Below are 14,797 nucleotides of genomic sequence, written 5' to 3'. Positions count from 1 at the left end.
CCGACCCGTGCCTTTCGGAAGAACGAGGATCGATGACCGGCTTGGAGAACACGAACGTCGGCTCCGCTGCGGCCACGCAGTACCCCACGCGGCGGGCTCTCCCGCATGCTCCGCTACTCGCCGCGGCGCGTGGCGAGCAACCGGCGCAGCGGCCGGTTTGGTTCATGCGCCAGGCCGGACGCTCGCTGCCCGAATATCGTGAGATCCGCACCGGTATCGGCATGCTCGAATCCTGCTTCGACCCCGAGTTGGTGTGTGAGATCACCCTGCAACCGGTGCGACGGCACAGGGTCGACGCCGCCATCCTGTTCTCCGACATCGTCGTGCCCCTCAAGGCAGCGGGAATCGACCTCGACATCGTCGCCGGCACCGGCCCCGTCGTCGCGAACCCCATCCGCACTGCTGCAGATGTCACTGCGCTACCGCATCTCCAACAGGACGAGGTCGGTGCTGTTGCGCGTGCAGTGGCCCTGTTGACCTGCGAATTGGGCGACACACCGCTGATCGGATTCGCCGGCGCACCGTTCACTCTCGCGTCGTACCTCGTCGAGGGCGGACCGAGCCGCAATCACGAACGCACCAAGGCGCTCATGCACGCGGACCCGAAAACCTGGCACGCCCTGCTCGGCCGTCTCACCGACGTCGCCATCGTGTTTCTGCGCGCACAACTCGAAGCGGGTGTCGATGCCGTCCAACTCTTCGATTCGTGGGCGGGCGCACTCTCGCTTGCCGACTACCGGGAATTCGTCATGCCGCACTCCCAGCGGGTGTTCGCCGAGATCGCGTCCTCCGGCGTTCCCCGAATCCACTTCGGTGTCGGAACGGGCGAACTCCTCGGCGCGATGGGCGAAGTCGGCGCGGACGTCGTGGGGGTCGACTGGCGAGTGCCGCTCGACGTTGCGGCAGAGCGGGTCGGCGCGGGCAGAGCCCTGCAAGGCAATCTCGACCCGGCGCTGTTGTTCGCGGGATGGGACGTCGTCGATTCCGAGGTCCGCCGCGTGATCGCCTCCGCCGACCGTGCCCTCGCTTCCGGCGCGACGGGTCACATATTCAACCTCGGTCACGGCGTGCTCCCCGACACCGATCCGGCCATCCTCACTCAGGTGGTCGAGCTGGTGCATTCGCTGTGAACGGACCCACCTTCGCGGTTGTCGGCGGTGGGATCACCGGGCTTGTCGCGGCATACCGGCTGCGGGCCGCGTGTGGTCCGGACGCTCGCATCGTGCTGCTCGAACGATCGGACCGACTCGGCGGCAAGCTTCGCACGGTGTCGCTGGCAGGTGGCCCCGTCGACGTCGGCGCCGAGGCGTTCATCGGCAGGCGGCCCGAGGTACCCGCGCTGCTCGCCGAACTCGGACTCACCGGTCAGCTCGTCCACCCGTCGGGGGCGCGCCCCCTCGTCTACGCCGGCGGAGTACTGCACCCCATGCCCACCGGAACCCTGATGGGGATCCCCGTCGACGCCCGGTCACTCGACGGGCTCGTCGACGCCGCCACCCTCACCCGCATCGAAGGGGAGCCCGAGGTTCCGTTGCACTGGGACCGCGACAGGGACATGTCGGTTGCGGAGCTGGTGGGGTCGCGGTTCGGCGAGCAGGTGGTCCGCCGCAGCGTCGACCCGCTGCTCGGTGGCGTTTATTCGGGATTGTCCGATACAGCGGGAGTGCGGGCCACGGTGCCGACCCTCGCGCGTGCACTCGACGAGGGTGCCGCGAGCCTGACGCAGGCAGTCGCGCGAGCGCTCCCGGCTCCATCCGACCAGCCGGTGTTCGGCACCTTGCGCGGCGGCTACGGAGTGCTCCTCGACGCGCTCGAGAAGGCAGCCGGGGCCGAGATCCGCTACAGCACCGTCGCCTCGAACCTGCGTCGCACCGGGGAGCGCTGGGCACTCGATCCGGTCGGTGATGTCGACGGCGTGATCGTCGCGGTACCTGCACCGGACGCGACGGCGCTACTGGCCGGAGTGGTCCCGGCCGCCGCGGCGCATGCCGCCGAAATTCCCCTCGCGTCGTCGGTGACCGTGTCGCTCGCGTTGCCGCCTTCCATAGCGTTACCGCAGAACTCGGGCATCCTCGTCGCTACCGGAGAGCAACTGTCAGCCAAGGCGTTCACCCTGTCGGGGCGAAAATGGCCGCACCTCGCCGAACGCGACGTGGCTCTCGTGCGTGCCTCGTTCGGCAGATTCGGCGACGACAGGCTTGTCGACGCATCCGACGAGCAGCTGATCACCCTTGCTCGCGCCGACCTCGGCACCGTCACCGGCGTCACCGATGAACCCGCGGCGGCCTTCGTGCAGCGGTGGCACGGCGGCCTACCCCAATACCGGTCCGGACACACCGAGATCGTGGCGGCGTTCGAGCGGGAAATCGACGGAATCGACGGAATCGCCGTGGCCGGTGCGATGCTGCACGGAGTGGGTGTCCCGGCATGTGTCGAATCAGGCACAAAGGCCGCAGCACGGCTCACGACCCGAGTGGCAGGATGAGAAGCATGGCACGTCTCGATTTCGACAAGCTCAATTCCACACTTCGCTACGCGATGTGGTCGGTGTTCCAGGTCAGGCCGGGTGCGCTCGGCGAAGAACGGACGGAGGCGATCGAGGACTTCCAGAAGTTCCTGGCTTCGTTCGAGGGCACCGACGTCATCGTGCGCGGGATCTACGATATTGCGGGGATGCGCGCCGACGCCGACTTCATGATCTGGACCCACGCCGAGCACATCGAGGATCTGCAGAAGTTCTACGCGGACTTCCGTCGCACCACGGTCCTCGGGCGCGCGAGTACCGCCGTGTGGTCGAACACCGCGCTGCACCGGCCGGCGGAGTTCAACAAGAGCCACCTTCCGGCGTTCGTCGCGGGGGAGGAGCCGGGTGACTACATCTGCGTGTACCCGTTCGTGCGGTCATACGACTGGTACCTGCTTCCCGACGCCGACCGTCGTAAGATGCTCGCCGACCACGGCAAGGAAGCTCGCCCGTACCCGGAGGTACGTGCGAATACGGTGCCCGCGTTCGCGCTCGGCGATTACGAGTGGATTCTCGCGTTCGAAGCTCCTGCCCTTGATCGGATCGTCGATCTGATGCGTGATCTGCGTGCCACCGAGGCCCGGCGACACGTCCGTGAGGAGACCCCGTTCTTCTCGGGTCCCCGCGTGGCACCCGAGTCGCTGATCATCTCGCTACCCTGACCATGCCCGGCGGGTCGCGGCACTCCGGAACGGCCGATGCGAGGTATTCGCAGATGGCCCACTGGGGGATGTTCTCGGCACAGGTGGACGGCGGAGAGGTCGTCGATGTGCAGCCGTACGCCGGCGACCGCGACCCGTCACCCCTCCTCGGAAACGTGCCCGGTTCGGTGCGGCACCGGGCACGCATCGCCGGGCCGGTGGTCCGCCGCGGGTGGCTCGAGAGCGGGCCCGGGCCCACCACACGCCGCGGAAACGACGAGTTCGTCGCCGTGTCGTGGGACGAACTGACCGAACGGCTTGCACGTGAGCTGCGCCGAGTCGTCGATCGCTACGGGAATCGTTCACTCTTCGGTGGCTCCTACGGCTGGTCGGCGCCCGGACGGTTCCATCACGCGCAGAGCCAGGTGCACCGCTTTCTCAAGATGTTCGGCGGATACACGCGGTCGGTGCACAGCTATTCGCTCGGCGCGACCGGTGTGGTCTTGCCCCGTGTCGTCGGAACCCACTGGAAGCTGTTCGCGCGGTCGACCAACTGGGATCTCATCGCGCGGCACACCGAACTTTTCGTGTGCTTCGGCGGTGTCCCCGTCAAGAACACCTCCATCAACGACGGTGGGAACAGCGACCACCCCACCCGCGATGCGCTCGACCGGATGCGCGCTCGTGGGGGCCGTATCGTGTCGGTCAGCCCGCTGCGCGACGACACACACGGAGAGTGCGAGTGGCTCGCACCGCGGCCCGGGAGTGATGTCGCGGTCATGCTTGCGTTGGCCCATGTCCTCGCCACCGAGGGCCTCGCCGACCGACACTTCCTCGACCGCTACTGCACGGGCTACGACAAGTTCGAGGACTATCTGCTCGGTCGCGCCGACGGGATCCCGAAATCGCCGCAGTGGGCGGCGCAGCTGTCGGGCCTGTCCGCGCACACCTTGACCGATCTCGCACGGCGAATGGCATCCTCACGCACGTTGGTGACGGTGTCGTGGTCGCTGCAGCGGGTACGGCACGGCGAGCAGGCTCCGTGGGCCGGAATCACGTTGGCCGCCATGCTCGGGCAGATCGGGGTCCCGGGCGGGGGATTCGGCCACGGGTACGGATCGATGAACGAACCGGGCACCGCACCGGTACCGTATCCGCTGCCCACCCTGTTTCAGGGCAACAACGACGTGGACGCGTTCATCCCGGTGGCCGCGATCTCCGATCTGTTGCTGAGGCCGGGGGAGACGTTCGATTACGACGGCGCCCAGTACACGTTCCCCGACATTCGGCTCGTCTACTGGGCGGGTGGAAATCCGTTCCACCACCATCAGGACATCGGCCGGCTCCGGCGCGCACTGGGACGTCCCGACACGATCGTCGTCCACGATCCGTACTGGACCCCGATGGCCAAGCACGCCGACATCGTCGTTCCCTCCACCACGACCCTCGAACGCAACGACCTGACCTGCACGCGCAGCGATCCATTGCTGGTCGCGATGCAGGCGGCGGTGCCCCGATTCGAGGACGCCCGCGACGACTACGACACCTTCTCGGCGCTCGCCTACCGGCTCGGTTTCGGCGACCGGTTCACCGAGAAGCGCAGCGCGCAGGAGTGGCTCGAGTATCTCTACGCGCAGTGGCGCGGATTCGTCCTCGCCGATCCTGCCAGGGTGGAGGACCCGCCCGAGTTCGACGAGTTCTGGCGTCGCGGTCACGTGCGGATGCGGACCGAGGACGACCTGACGCTGTTCGAGGAGTTCCGCGACGACCCGCAACGCGACCCGCTTCGGACCCCGAGCGGCCGTATCGAGATATTCTCCGCCGACATCGACAGTTTCGGATACGACGACTGCGCCGGCCATCCGACGTGGTACGAGCCGCAAGAGTGGCTCGGAGGCGCACGTGCCCAGCAGTTCCCACTCCATCTGATTGCGAATCAGCCGCGCACCCGGCTCCACGGCCAGCTCGACCACGGCGCGGTCAGCCAGGCGTCGAAGATTCGGGGGCGTGAACCGATCCGGCTGCATCCCGACGACGCCGCGGAGCGGAACCTCTCGGAAGGTGATGTGGTGCGCGTATTCAACGACCGCGGTGCCTGCCTCGCCGGAGTGATACTCGACGATGGGGTGTTGCGCGGCGTGGTGCAGCTCTCGACCGGCGCCTGGTATGACCCCTTGGACCCCGAGGACCCCGAGTCGATGTGTGTGCACGGAAATCCGAACGTGCTCACCGCGGATGTGGGTTCGTCGCGACTGTCGCACGGCTGCACCGGGCAGCACGTGCTGGTCGAGATAGAGCGCTTCGACGGTGAACTCCCGCCGATCCGTGCCTACGACCCGCCCATCATCCGGAAGAATATGTGAAATACCTCACATATGTGGCTGGTGTCACAGTAATCTGAGTGCTCATGAAGCGTCGTGCGGTACGGGGTCGTCGACTGCAGGCTGCTGGGGCGGCAGTGGCAGTGGTTCTGCTCACTGGCTCGTGCGCGGATTCGGGGGACGATGCCGCGTCGGCAGCGTCCGCCCCGGCCGCGACGTCGGAGGCCACGTCAGGCTCGGAAGCGCCGGCGGCCGGGGCGCCGACCCCGGTAGACCAGGCCGAACTGCAGTCGGCGCTCGAAGCCGGTGCGCAGGAATTCCTGTTGCCCGGCGCGGTTGCGCTGCTGCGCACGCCGTCCGGCACCGTCACCGCGACGTACGGAACCACCGAGCGTGACGGCGGCGACCCGGTCTCTGTCGACGACCACATCCGCGTCGGCTCCAACACGAAGACCTGGACGGCGACGGTCATCCTGCAGATGGCGTCCGAGGGCGCACTGTCGCTGTCGGACCCGGTGTCGGATCATCGTCCTGATGTTCCGAACGGCGAGAACATCACGATCGAGCAGCTGTTGAACATGCGCTCGGGCCTGTACAACTACAGCGAGACGCCGGAACTCAACGAGGCTCTCGACAACGACCCGGAGCGAGTGTGGCAGCCCGACGAGTTGCTGGCGCTCGGATTCGCGCACCCACCGTACTTCCCGCCAGGGGAGGGCTTTCACTACTCGAACACGAACTACGTCCTGCTCGGCTTGATCGCAGAACAGCTCGATGGCCAGCCATTGCCGGATATCTTCGACGAACGGATCTTCCGGTCGACCAGGATGGCGAATTCATCGTTCCCGGACGCGACCGAGGTGGCTCTCCCCACCCCCTACTCTCACGGCTATTTCTTCGGCACCAACATGCTCACCCTCACCGATCCGGCCCTGCCGGAGGAGATGCAGACCGAAGCGAAGAACGGCACTCTCGCCCCGGCGGACGTCACGAACACCAATCCGTCGTGGGCGTGGGCCGCCGGGGCGGGAATCTCGAACGCCGACGACCTCGCAACGTGGGTCGAAGCGCTCACGGATGGCTCGATGCTCGACTCGGACCTGCAACGGCAGCGGATGGACAGTATCGTCTCGACCGACCCGTCCGTGCCGGACGCGGCAGGTTACGGCTGGGGAATCGCCAAGATGGGCCCGATGTACGGGCACACCGGTGAGCTGCCGGGATACAACTCGTTCATGGGATCCGACCCGGAGAACGGACTCACACTGATCGTGTGGGCGAACCTGGCACCCGGCGTCGACGGACGCGATCCCGCCACGACGATCGCGAAGGGCCTGATCGACGAAATGTACGGACTCTGATATCCGGGCCCGCATCGGTGGGAAGAGATTAACCTTCGAAGTATGGGTACGACCTCGTTCGACGCCGTCCTGTTCGACTTCTCCGGCACCCTGTTCAGGCTCGAGGAGGACGACAGCTGGATGGAGCAGATCACCGACAGCGCAGGTGCACAGTTCGACGTGCACCGGCAGGCCGAACTGATGCGACGCCTCACCGTCCCGACCGGTCAACCTGTCGAGATGGACGCAGAAGAGCATCACGCCTGGACCAACCGCGACCGCGACCCGGCGTGGCATCGGGACGCGTATCTCACGGTGCTGAGCAAATCCGGCGTGGCAGATCCGGTACAGGCACAGCGTCTGTACGCAAAGATGACGGACCCGGCGTGCTGGACGGTCTATCCCGACACTGTCCCGGTGATCGAGGCATTGTCGGGGGACGGTTACCGCATCGGGGTACTCAGCAACATCGCCTTCGACATCCGGCCGGCCTTCGCCGCACTCGGAGTCGACGACCTCGTCTCGGCATTCACCTTGTCGTTCGAAGTGGGTGCGGTCAAGCCGGAACCAGGGATCTTCCGGCACGCCGTCGACACCCTCGGGGTGGATCCCACCCGTACCCTCATGATCGGCGACAGCGAGAAAGCCGACGGCGCCGCCCGCGAAATCGGGTGTTCGTTCCAACTCGTCGAATCTCGTCCCACCGCGGAACGCCCCGACGCATTGTGGCGAGCACTGTCGGCAGCCGGCATCAGTCCGTCGGAACCAGGCGCAGGGAGATCGAGTTGATGCAGTACCGCTGATCGGTGGGCGTCGGATAACCCTCGCCCTCGAACACATGGCCCATGTGGCTGTGGCAAGACGCGCACAGCACCTCGACCCGACGCATTCCGAGGCTGTCGTCGGCACGCAGGATCACGGCATCGGACTCGGCCGGATCGAAGAACGACGGCCAGCCGCAGTGCGAATGGAACTTCTCCGAGCTCCGGAACAGTTCTGCACCGCACGCGCGGCACTCGTAGACACCGTCGGTCTCGGTGTCGGTGTATTCACCGATGAACGGACGTTCGGTACCCGCCTGTCGCAGCACTGCGTACTCGGACGGGGTCAGCGCGGCGCGCCACTCGTCGTCGCTGCGGGTGACCTTCGGTGCGGGTTCCGATCGGGGAGCGGTAGTCATGCATCCACGCTAGCGGCCAGTGGGTGACTGTGCCATGAGGTACGTCAAGGGCCATGAGGTACGTCAAGGGAGAGTCAGGCCACGAGGTCGACCGAGTCACACGCGGTCCGGTCGAGGTGGTGCAATCTCTTGCTCGGGTTCCCGGACCAACAGATGCGACGGCTCGATACCACCGTCGAGGCGACCCTCGCGGCGCGCGGCCAGGTAGCGGTCGAGGAGCACCGCGAAAACCACGATGAGCAGCAGAGACCAGCCGAACGTCGTCTTCATGTATTCGGCCGCACGCCCGGCCTCGACCCAGCGTCCGGACAGCCACGAGTCGTAGCTGAGGAAACCGTAGACGGCAAGCCACGCAGGCCAGTTCCTCACCACCGAGTTCGGGAGCAGCACGGTCATGAGCAGCGGGAACAGCATCATCGAGTAGTACATCTGGCCGAGGGAGCTGAGCAGGAACGACGCACCCAGAAGCACACCGGTGCTCGTGCAGAGGAAGAACACTTCGTCGTCGCGGCAGAAGCGGTACAGCAGCCACATCGACGCCACGACCATCAGCCCGAGCACGACCCGCAGACCCGCGACCAGCCAGCCCGGCAGTCCGTAGTACATGCCGTTGCCGACGATCGCGCTGTTGAAGTAGTCGCGCGACTCGAGCAGATACGGGACGGTGTGCTCGACGAACTGCCACGCGTCGACAGACAACGGCCACGCGATGAGCGTCAGTGCCAAAGGAACACCGGCAGCGGTGAGAAACACCTTCCACTGACCTCGCACAAGCGGTAACAACAGCAAGGGCGCCAGAATCGGTTTCACCGCGAAGGTGAGGCCGAGTGCGGCTCCCGCCCACAGGTCACGACGTTTGAGCAACAGCATCAGGAACGCCACTTCGCCGAGCAACACGAGGCCGTTGATGTTGGTGAAGACGAGAGTGTTCGTCACCGTCTCCGAGGAGAACGCGGCGAGCACGAGGATCGGTGCAACGGGGGAATCGAGACGCAGCCCGAACATCCGCAGCAGCAGGTACAGCGCGATCAGGATCGCGATGGCGTTCGCGAGGATGAACAACCATCGGGAGCGCTCCGGATCGAGCACGGCGATCGGTGAGATGAGCAGCGTCCCGGACGGCGGATACAGGTAGTGCGGATCCACCCAATCGAAGTTGGCGGTGTACACCGGGCGACGATTGAGGAACGCCAGGGCGGCCTCGTACACGGGCTTGAAGTCGTCCGTCCGGAATCTGTTGACCGCTTTGATGACGACCCGGTGCAGCACCGTCAGTACGGCCAGTGGCCACACGACGCACTTGACCACTTCCGCAGTGGTGCGGGCGGTGCGGGGCTCGAGACTCCTGAGGAACACTACGGCACGGTACACCGCCGCCGAACCGACCGACGCATCCAGGGACGCTGCCCACCCGAGATCACGCCGGGCAGAGGCTCCCGTTCGGCGGAAGCACGCCGTCGGCCACATACGCCTCGGCGCGACTCTGCGCGCATGTCGAATGGAGCGTCGCCGAATATCCGGCACCCTGCCACGCCAGCGCTGACCACCGGATACCGCTCGCGGTCAATGCCCCGGTGACCGATTCCAGGCCCGCATTTCCGATGATCGGGTCTGCTGCCGCACTGGTGACGAGCACCGGTACGTCCAGGGCCGCGGGGAGCGGCGGCGGTGCCACGCTCGGCCATGCAGCACACGACGTCGCAGCGACGGCGGCATCACCACCGAACAACGGGTACGTCGTGGACCAGCTCTCCTGTAGCTCGGCGGCGCGCATCGGTGTCGGCCACCGCTGCCCGTCGCTGCACTGCGACACCCACTGGCCGTCGGTCGACAGCATCGCTTCCGCTGCCCCCACGGACTCGAGCAGTGGCATGACATCGCCGTCACGCGCCGCGGCCAGCATGTCGGACAGCTCGCGGATACGGGCCTGCAGGTCGGCGCGGGGTGTCCCCAGGAATGCAGTGATCGTCGTAAGCAGCGCATTCGACGAGACCGGCGCGAGCAATCCGTCCGCGGCGCGACCGTAGAGGTCCTCGATCGCACTGCGCGGATCCGGTCCGAGTGAACACTCCAGCGCGGCGCAACGGCGGGAGAACTCGTCGACAGCAGCCTCCGCGCCTCGCGCACTGGATTCGGCGAGCAACTCGGCATCCGCGGTCGCTGCCGCAGGTGAGTCCAGGATCAGCCGCCCGACACCACCCGGATACGCCGCCGCGTACGCGAGCGCGACCGTTGCGCCGTTGCCGATGCCGAGCAACCCCAGCCGGTCGACCTCCCAGGCCCGGCGCAACTGCTCGATATCGCTCGCAGCATCCGATGCACCGAACAACAGTTGCTGCGGCTGCAAGTAGTCGGTGCACGAGATGGTCGCCTGCCGGCCGAGTTCGGCGACACGTTCGGTCGCATCCCCGCTGCGACCGAATTGTCCGAGGTCTGCAAGGGCACGGTGATCGGCCCCGAAGATGCAGTCGATCTCCTGGGACATCCCCAATCCACGACGGTCGACGGCGACCAGAGGCCGAGCGGTCAGGATCGCCGACATCGGGCCCGTCGCGAGTGCGGCCAGCGCGCGGCTCGACGGAAGATCGGAGCCGGTTGTCACGACCAGCGGTGCAACATCGTCGGGCGTATCGGCGATCCGCGCTCGGAGTACTCCGAGCGGAAACGACCCCGGAACTGAGCCGGTCACGTCGATCGGTGTGGGAACCTGTGCGCATTCGAGCACAAGCCCGGTTGGGCCCGGTGGCAGTGCGAACCCACCGATCGTCTCGGCGGTGCAGTCGCGCCAGTCGAGATCGCCCTGCGGTACCGGAAGTTCGGCGGCCGCCGGGGCGGTCTCTTCGGACTCGGCCGGTTGCTCACCGCCCACGTCCTGGACGACTGCCACGTCGGGGCGGATCGAGGGACCCGCTCCGCACGCGGCGACCGCCGACGCAACTGCGACCCAACACACAGCGAGCACCCCGGTTCTGCGCATGCGGACAGCCTGCCAGGTACGTGCCGCGGCGGCGCGTACCGGTGCGCCCGGAGAGGGGCGACGTGTACTCCCGTCGTGCTCCGACGCGGTGAACTCACCGTGAACGGTCTGTGAAGTAGGTCCCATTACCCCGTCCTGTGCTGGATGTGCCATTCGCCGCCACTATCCTGGTGCAATGCACGAACGTCTCGTCGACCGGAATCCGGTGGTGCCCGCAGATCAACTGGTGGCGCAAATGGTGCCGCCCGCGATGTTCGACGAGGTGAGTTTCGCGTCGTACATCCCGGATCCTCAGGAGCCGAGCCAGGCAGCTGCCGTGGCCGCCGCCGGGGCGTTCGCCGGGAAGGTCGGGAAGATCCGCAGCGGTAAGCGCGGGTTGTTCGGCCGCAAGGCGCCGTCCACGGGCGCCGGTCTGTACCTCGACGGGGGGTTCGGTGTCGGCAAGACGCACCTGCTCGCCTCGATTTTTCACAGTGCCCCGTCACCGAAGGCATTCGGCACCTTCGTCGAACTCACCCACGTCGTCGGTGCGCTCGGCTTCAACAAGGCCGTCGAGGAACTGTCGAGTCACAGCGTGCTGTGCATCGACGAGTTCGAACTCGACGATCCCGGCGACACCATGCTCGTGTCTCGGCTCCTGACCGAGCTGTCGGCACGCGGTGTCTCGATTGTCGCCACCTCGAACACGCTGCCCGGTCAGCTCGGCGAGGGCCGATTCGCGGCGCAGGACTTCCTTCGGGAGATCAAGAAGCTCGGCTCCATCTTCGAGACGCTCCGCGTCGACGGTCCTGACTACCGTCACCGCGACCTCCCGCCGGCGCCCGAGCCGGTGGACGCAAAGGTCCTCGTCGAACGTGCCAACGAGATTCCCGGCGCGACGCTCGATGATTTCGACGAGTTGTGCGCTCATCTCAGCACGCTGCACCCGTCGCGGTACGGAAAGCTGGTCGAGGGTGTGACTGCGGTGTTCCTCAACGGCGTCCACCCGGCTGAGGATCAGTCTGTTGCACTGCGGCTGGTGGTCCTCGCCGACCGACTCTACGACGCAAGTGTGCCGGTGACGGTGGCGGGCGCGAAGCTCGACGAGATCTTCACGCCCGACATGTTGGCCGGTGGCTACCGTAAGAAGTATCTGCGCGCCACCTCGCGTCTCCTTGCGCTGTCGCGCTTCGAGGTGCCCGCCTGACGCGGTCCGATCGGCGGGCATCGTTCGCAGACCCTGACTCCCTGCTGTTCCGACGCTCCGTCTGTGCTGATCCCCTGCGACCGTGATGCGGCTCACCCTATAGGGTGCGCTGCATCACGTGGTCTTTGTGAACTTGCGAACCCACAGCGAATGTGCGCTCGCCGACGACGCGGAACCCTTCCTTCCTGTAAAAGCGATGGGCTCGCGCATTCTGCTTGTTGACCCCGAGCCACAAGCCGGTGTGGCCGCTCGCACGAGCGAGTTCCACGATGGCTGCCATCAGTGCCTTTGAGACGCCCGTACCATGCTGACCTGCGCGTACATAGAACTTGCTGATCTCGATAGGCGGCTGCGCGGTGATCATTACGGCGATGTCCGGGTCGTCGGGCGGAGCATCGATTGCCATGAGATACCCGACGATCTCACCGTTGATCGAGGCCTTGAGGATTGTCCGTGTCGGGTCCGTCAGGTATTCGCTGAATCGCTCGGCCGTGAGCGCTGCATCGATGAATGCCGCAACGTCGGCGTTCGTGGCATCGGGTGGGCACGCCATCGGAAATGTCGCCGCTGCCACGTCGGCGATGCTCTCGGCGTCCCAGATTCCCGCACGTTCCACAGAAACGGGGGCGGTGGCTTCGTCGAGTGGGGTCGGCATGGTTCCAGTGAACCAGCAGTCTCGAATGCGATGTGTCCCGGCTGAGGTGTTCCGGCTCGGAAAGCACCCCGGATATGGCTGAACCCCAGCCTTGGATGGGGGGGTCATGGCTGGGGTTCATTACCATCGGGGGGGATGGCATCTCTCACGATACATGAGGGATTCCTCAGCTTCCAAGTTGCGGACAGGTTCGCGCGGTCACGGTTTCGTCACATGATTCTCGGGTAGGGGTTTGCACTCGTCACAGCGAGGTTCTAGGCTGGGGCTCATGAAGGCTGCACTCGTAGTTCACCGCCGTAGCGGGGTCTGATTCGGACCGACCCCTCGCTGCGGGTCATCGAGCTACGTGTCGGTCCTCCCTTCTTGTGGAAGACCAACCCCCATGAACGCCTTCGACTTCACAGCTTTCGATCCCATTACCGTTGATTCCACTACCTCCGAGTCGGCCGTTTCCGGCGCGTCTGCTTCGGTCCACACTCCCCGCTCCGCGCGATCCTGGCGGGACCGGCTGCCACTGCTGATGCGGGCAGACGCTGCGGGTCTGACCTGGGAACGGTTCACTGCCATCTATGCACCGCAGAACGGTCCCGTGCGTCTCGGTGGCTGGACCGCCACCGCGCTGGGCGGGGGTCGGAGCCTCTATGAGGCGACACTCGCGGTGGATGCGTCGATTCACACGGCGTCGGCTGTTGCGCACGGTCCGGTGGCGGGAATGACCGCTATGCTCCACGATCTCGGACTCGATCTCGAAATCCTCTCGTTCGACCAGCGTGAACAAGGTGGGGTGCATGCCACGTACCTTCTTTGTCGCCGGGGGGACCGGCAGAGGTGGGCCATGGGCACTGGTCAGACTGCGAACGAGTCCGCGCTGCGCGCCATGATCGCCGGTACAAACCGGCTCGGCGCCACGCACTGATCGCAAAACCGAAGTACCCCTTCGGAATCCGAAGGGGTACTTCACTGCATTTCTGGTGCGCGATACTGGGATTGAACCAGTGACCTCTTCCGTGTCAGGGAAGCGCTCTCCCGCTGAGCTAATCGCGCCGGCTGGACGCCGGTGTGGAGCGGATGACGGGATTCGAACCCGCGACCCTCACCTTGGCAAGGTGATGCGCTACCAGCTGCGCTACATCCGCATGTGCACGTTGGGTGAAACTCGAGAATCGACCCACGTGCTGATCGACCTTGGTGCGCGATACTGGGATTGAACCAGTGACCTCTTCCGTGTCAGGGAAGCGCTCTCCCGCTGAGCTAATCGCGCGAGGTGGAGACGGGAATCGAACCCGTGTGCACGGCTTTGCAGGCCGTTGCCTCACCACTCGGCCACTCCACCATGAAAGGTCGAGTCCAACCTCTCGAGCGGATGACGGGATTCGAACCCGCGACCCTCACCTTGGCAAGGTGATGCGCTACCAGCTGCGCTACATCCGCACTTGCACCGTGGCGTTGCGCTCTCCGTGGTGCGGTTAAAAACTTAGCCGACCATCGCGGAAACACACAAATCTGCAGGTCAATGCAAGAAAAGCTGGCCAGGATGGCGTTGAGTGCGCTATCTGTGCGCCGGGAGGTGTTCGGCGGTGTTGTTCTCTCGACGGGAGGGGCCCGAGTGGGGACGCCCCGGAATCATCATTCATGTGCGATCCCGGAAAGTGACGTGACCTGCGGATTCGTGTTCGCGCGCGGGGACATGTTAGGTTTCTCTGCGTTCGAGCCGCTACAAGCGGTACGGTCCCGTGGCTCAGTGGAAGAGCGTCCCGTTCACACCGGGGAGGTCGCTGGTTCGATCCCAGCCGGGACCACAGGTTCGCAAAAGGGCACCCTGCACAGGGTGCCCTTTTTGCGTATCTTGGCATGCAACTGTCGAACGCAGCGGTGGCTGTGTGATCCAGTGGGACGAGAGGTTCGTGGCCCGCTCGACAATGTGCACGTCTGCGGCCATCGAAGTCCGTGCGGGCGATGCAGGGACAGACCAC

At 65.7% G+C, this 14,797-nt stretch carries 12 protein-coding genes and 6 tRNA genes; 9 read left to right on the top strand and 9 right to left on the bottom strand.

The window, feature by feature from the left end:
• Positions 1–32 precede the first annotated feature (32 nt).
• Genes hemE through ACZI8W_RS09460 form a run of 6 tightly spaced genes read left to right on the top strand, consistent with a single transcriptional unit; the run spans position 33 to position 7,615 of the window.
• A complete protein-coding gene (hemE, locus tag ACZI8W_RS09485; protein ID WP_463368233.1) occupies positions 33–1,130 on the top strand; it encodes a uroporphyrinogen decarboxylase in 1,098 nt (365 codons plus the stop codon).
• On the top strand, positions 1,127–2,485 hold the full coding sequence (locus ACZI8W_RS09480; protein ID WP_463368232.1) for a protoporphyrinogen oxidase: 1,359 nt from the start codon (positions 1,127–1,129) through the stop codon (positions 2,483–2,485). The genes hemE and ACZI8W_RS09480 overlap by 4 nt, the downstream gene beginning before the upstream one ends.
• A 5-nt stretch (positions 2,486–2,490) precedes the next feature.
• The gene (gene hemQ, locus ACZI8W_RS09475) at positions 2,491–3,186 is read left to right on the top strand and encodes a hydrogen peroxide-dependent heme synthase (protein WP_463368231.1); all 696 of its coding nucleotides are present in this window, start codon (positions 2,491–2,493) and stop codon (positions 3,184–3,186) included.
• Between the two features lie 53 nt (positions 3,187–3,239).
• Positions 3,240–5,528, top strand: a complete 2,289-nt coding sequence (locus tag ACZI8W_RS09470; protein WP_463368230.1) for a molybdopterin-dependent oxidoreductase — start codon at positions 3,240–3,242, stop codon at positions 5,526–5,528.
• Positions 5,529–5,572: 44 nt separating this feature from the next.
• Positions 5,573–6,847: a serine hydrolase domain-containing protein gene (locus ACZI8W_RS09465; protein ID WP_463368229.1), complete on the top strand. Its 1,275-nt coding sequence runs from the start codon at positions 5,573–5,575 to the stop codon at positions 6,845–6,847.
• Positions 6,848–6,889: 42 nt separating this feature from the next.
• On the top strand, positions 6,890–7,615 hold the full coding sequence (locus ACZI8W_RS09460) for an HAD family hydrolase (protein WP_463368228.1): 726 nt from the start codon (positions 6,890–6,892) through the stop codon (positions 7,613–7,615).
• On the opposite strand, the gene msrB is transcribed toward ACZI8W_RS09460, so the two are convergent.
• The 3 genes from msrB to ACZI8W_RS09445 all read right to left on the bottom strand — a co-directional run bounded on the left by msrB (position 7,578) and on the right by ACZI8W_RS09445 (position 10,983).
• Complete coding sequence (gene msrB / locus ACZI8W_RS09455; RefSeq protein WP_463368227.1) at positions 7,578–8,006, bottom strand: peptide-methionine (R)-S-oxide reductase MsrB; 429 nt, start codon at positions 8,004–8,006, stop codon at positions 7,578–7,580. The genes ACZI8W_RS09460 and msrB overlap by 38 nt on opposite strands.
• A gap of 96 nt (positions 8,007–8,102) precedes the next feature.
• Positions 8,103–9,362: a glycosyltransferase family 87 protein gene (locus ACZI8W_RS09450; RefSeq protein ID WP_463368226.1), complete on the bottom strand. Its 1,260-nt coding sequence runs from the start codon at positions 9,360–9,362 to the stop codon at positions 8,103–8,105.
• Positions 9,363–9,423: 61 nt separating this feature from the next.
• Positions 9,424–10,983, bottom strand: a complete 1,560-nt coding sequence (locus tag ACZI8W_RS09445) for an alpha/beta hydrolase (RefSeq protein ID WP_463368286.1) — start codon at positions 10,981–10,983, stop codon at positions 9,424–9,426.
• Positions 10,984–11,158: 175 nt separating this feature from the next.
• On the opposite strand from ACZI8W_RS09445, the gene zapE reads away from it, so the two are divergent.
• On the top strand, positions 11,159–12,169 hold the full coding sequence (zapE, locus tag ACZI8W_RS09440) for a cell division protein ZapE (protein ID WP_463368225.1): 1,011 nt from the start codon (positions 11,159–11,161) through the stop codon (positions 12,167–12,169).
• A 97-nt stretch (positions 12,170–12,266) separates the two neighbouring features.
• On the opposite strand, the gene ACZI8W_RS09435 is transcribed toward zapE, so the two are convergent.
• Positions 12,267–12,824, bottom strand: coding sequence for a GNAT family N-acetyltransferase (locus tag ACZI8W_RS09435; RefSeq protein ID WP_463368224.1), 558 nt, complete (start codon positions 12,822–12,824; stop codon positions 12,267–12,269).
• 382 nt (positions 12,825–13,206) lie between these two features.
• On the opposite strand from ACZI8W_RS09435, the gene ACZI8W_RS09430 reads away from it, so the two are divergent.
• Positions 13,207–13,740 (top strand): 2-isopropylmalate synthase, encoded by a 534-nt coding sequence (locus ACZI8W_RS09430; protein ID WP_463368223.1) that lies wholly within the window; start codon positions 13,207–13,209, stop codon positions 13,738–13,740.
• A gap of 53 nt (positions 13,741–13,793) precedes the next feature.
• Here the strand turns inward: ACZI8W_RS09430 and ACZI8W_RS09425 are convergent.
• The 5 genes from ACZI8W_RS09425 to ACZI8W_RS09405 all read right to left on the bottom strand — a co-directional run bounded on the left by ACZI8W_RS09425 (position 13,794) and on the right by ACZI8W_RS09405 (position 14,255).
• Positions 13,794–13,868: transfer RNA gene (locus ACZI8W_RS09425), tRNA-Val, on the bottom strand.
• A 16-nt stretch (positions 13,869–13,884) separates the two neighbouring features.
• Positions 13,885–13,960, bottom strand: a tRNA-Gly gene (locus ACZI8W_RS09420).
• Between the two features lie 50 nt (positions 13,961–14,010).
• Positions 14,011–14,085, bottom strand: a tRNA-Val gene (locus ACZI8W_RS09415).
• A 1-nt stretch (position 14,086) separates the two neighbouring features.
• Positions 14,087–14,157: transfer RNA gene (locus ACZI8W_RS09410), tRNA-Cys, on the bottom strand.
• Between the two features lie 25 nt (positions 14,158–14,182).
• A tRNA-Gly gene (locus ACZI8W_RS09405) sits at positions 14,183–14,255 on the bottom strand.
• Between the two features lie 296 nt (positions 14,256–14,551).
• Here ACZI8W_RS09405 and ACZI8W_RS09400 point away from each other — a divergent pair.
• Positions 14,552–14,623: transfer RNA gene (locus ACZI8W_RS09400), tRNA-Val, on the top strand.
• Positions 14,624–14,797 lie beyond the last annotated feature (174 nt).

It is taken from the genome of Rhodococcus ruitaii, assembly GCF_055230935.1.
This window is presented reverse-complemented; position numbering and strand designations above follow the sequence as displayed.

Coding starts and splice junctions, on each gene's coding strand:
- hemE (WP_463368233.1), top strand. CDS start 33: ATGACCGGCTTGGAGAACACGAACGTCGGCTCCGCTGCGGCCACGCAG.
- hemQ (WP_463368231.1), top strand. CDS start 2,491: ATGGCACGTCTCGATTTCGACAAGCTCAATTCCACACTTCGCTACGCG.
- ACZI8W_RS09470 (WP_463368230.1), top strand. CDS start 3,240: ATGGCCCACTGGGGGATGTTCTCGGCACAGGTGGACGGCGGAGAGGTC.
- ACZI8W_RS09465 (WP_463368229.1), top strand. CDS start 5,573: ATGAAGCGTCGTGCGGTACGGGGTCGTCGACTGCAGGCTGCTGGGGCG.
- ACZI8W_RS09460 (WP_463368228.1), top strand. CDS start 6,890: ATGGGTACGACCTCGTTCGACGCCGTCCTGTTCGACTTCTCCGGCACC.
- msrB (WP_463368227.1), bottom strand. CDS start 8,006: ATGACTACCGCTCCCCGATCGGAACCCGCACCGAAGGTCACCCGCAGC.
- ACZI8W_RS09445 (WP_463368286.1), bottom strand. CDS start 10,983: ATGCGCAGAACCGGGGTGCTCGCTGTGTGTTGGGTCGCAGTTGCGTCG.
- zapE (WP_463368225.1), top strand. CDS start 11,159: ATGCACGAACGTCTCGTCGACCGGAATCCGGTGGTGCCCGCAGATCAA.
- ACZI8W_RS09435 (WP_463368224.1), bottom strand. CDS start 12,824: ATGCCGACCCCACTCGACGAAGCCACCGCCCCCGTTTCTGTGGAACGT.
- ACZI8W_RS09430 (WP_463368223.1), top strand. CDS start 13,207: ATGAACGCCTTCGACTTCACAGCTTTCGATCCCATTACCGTTGATTCC.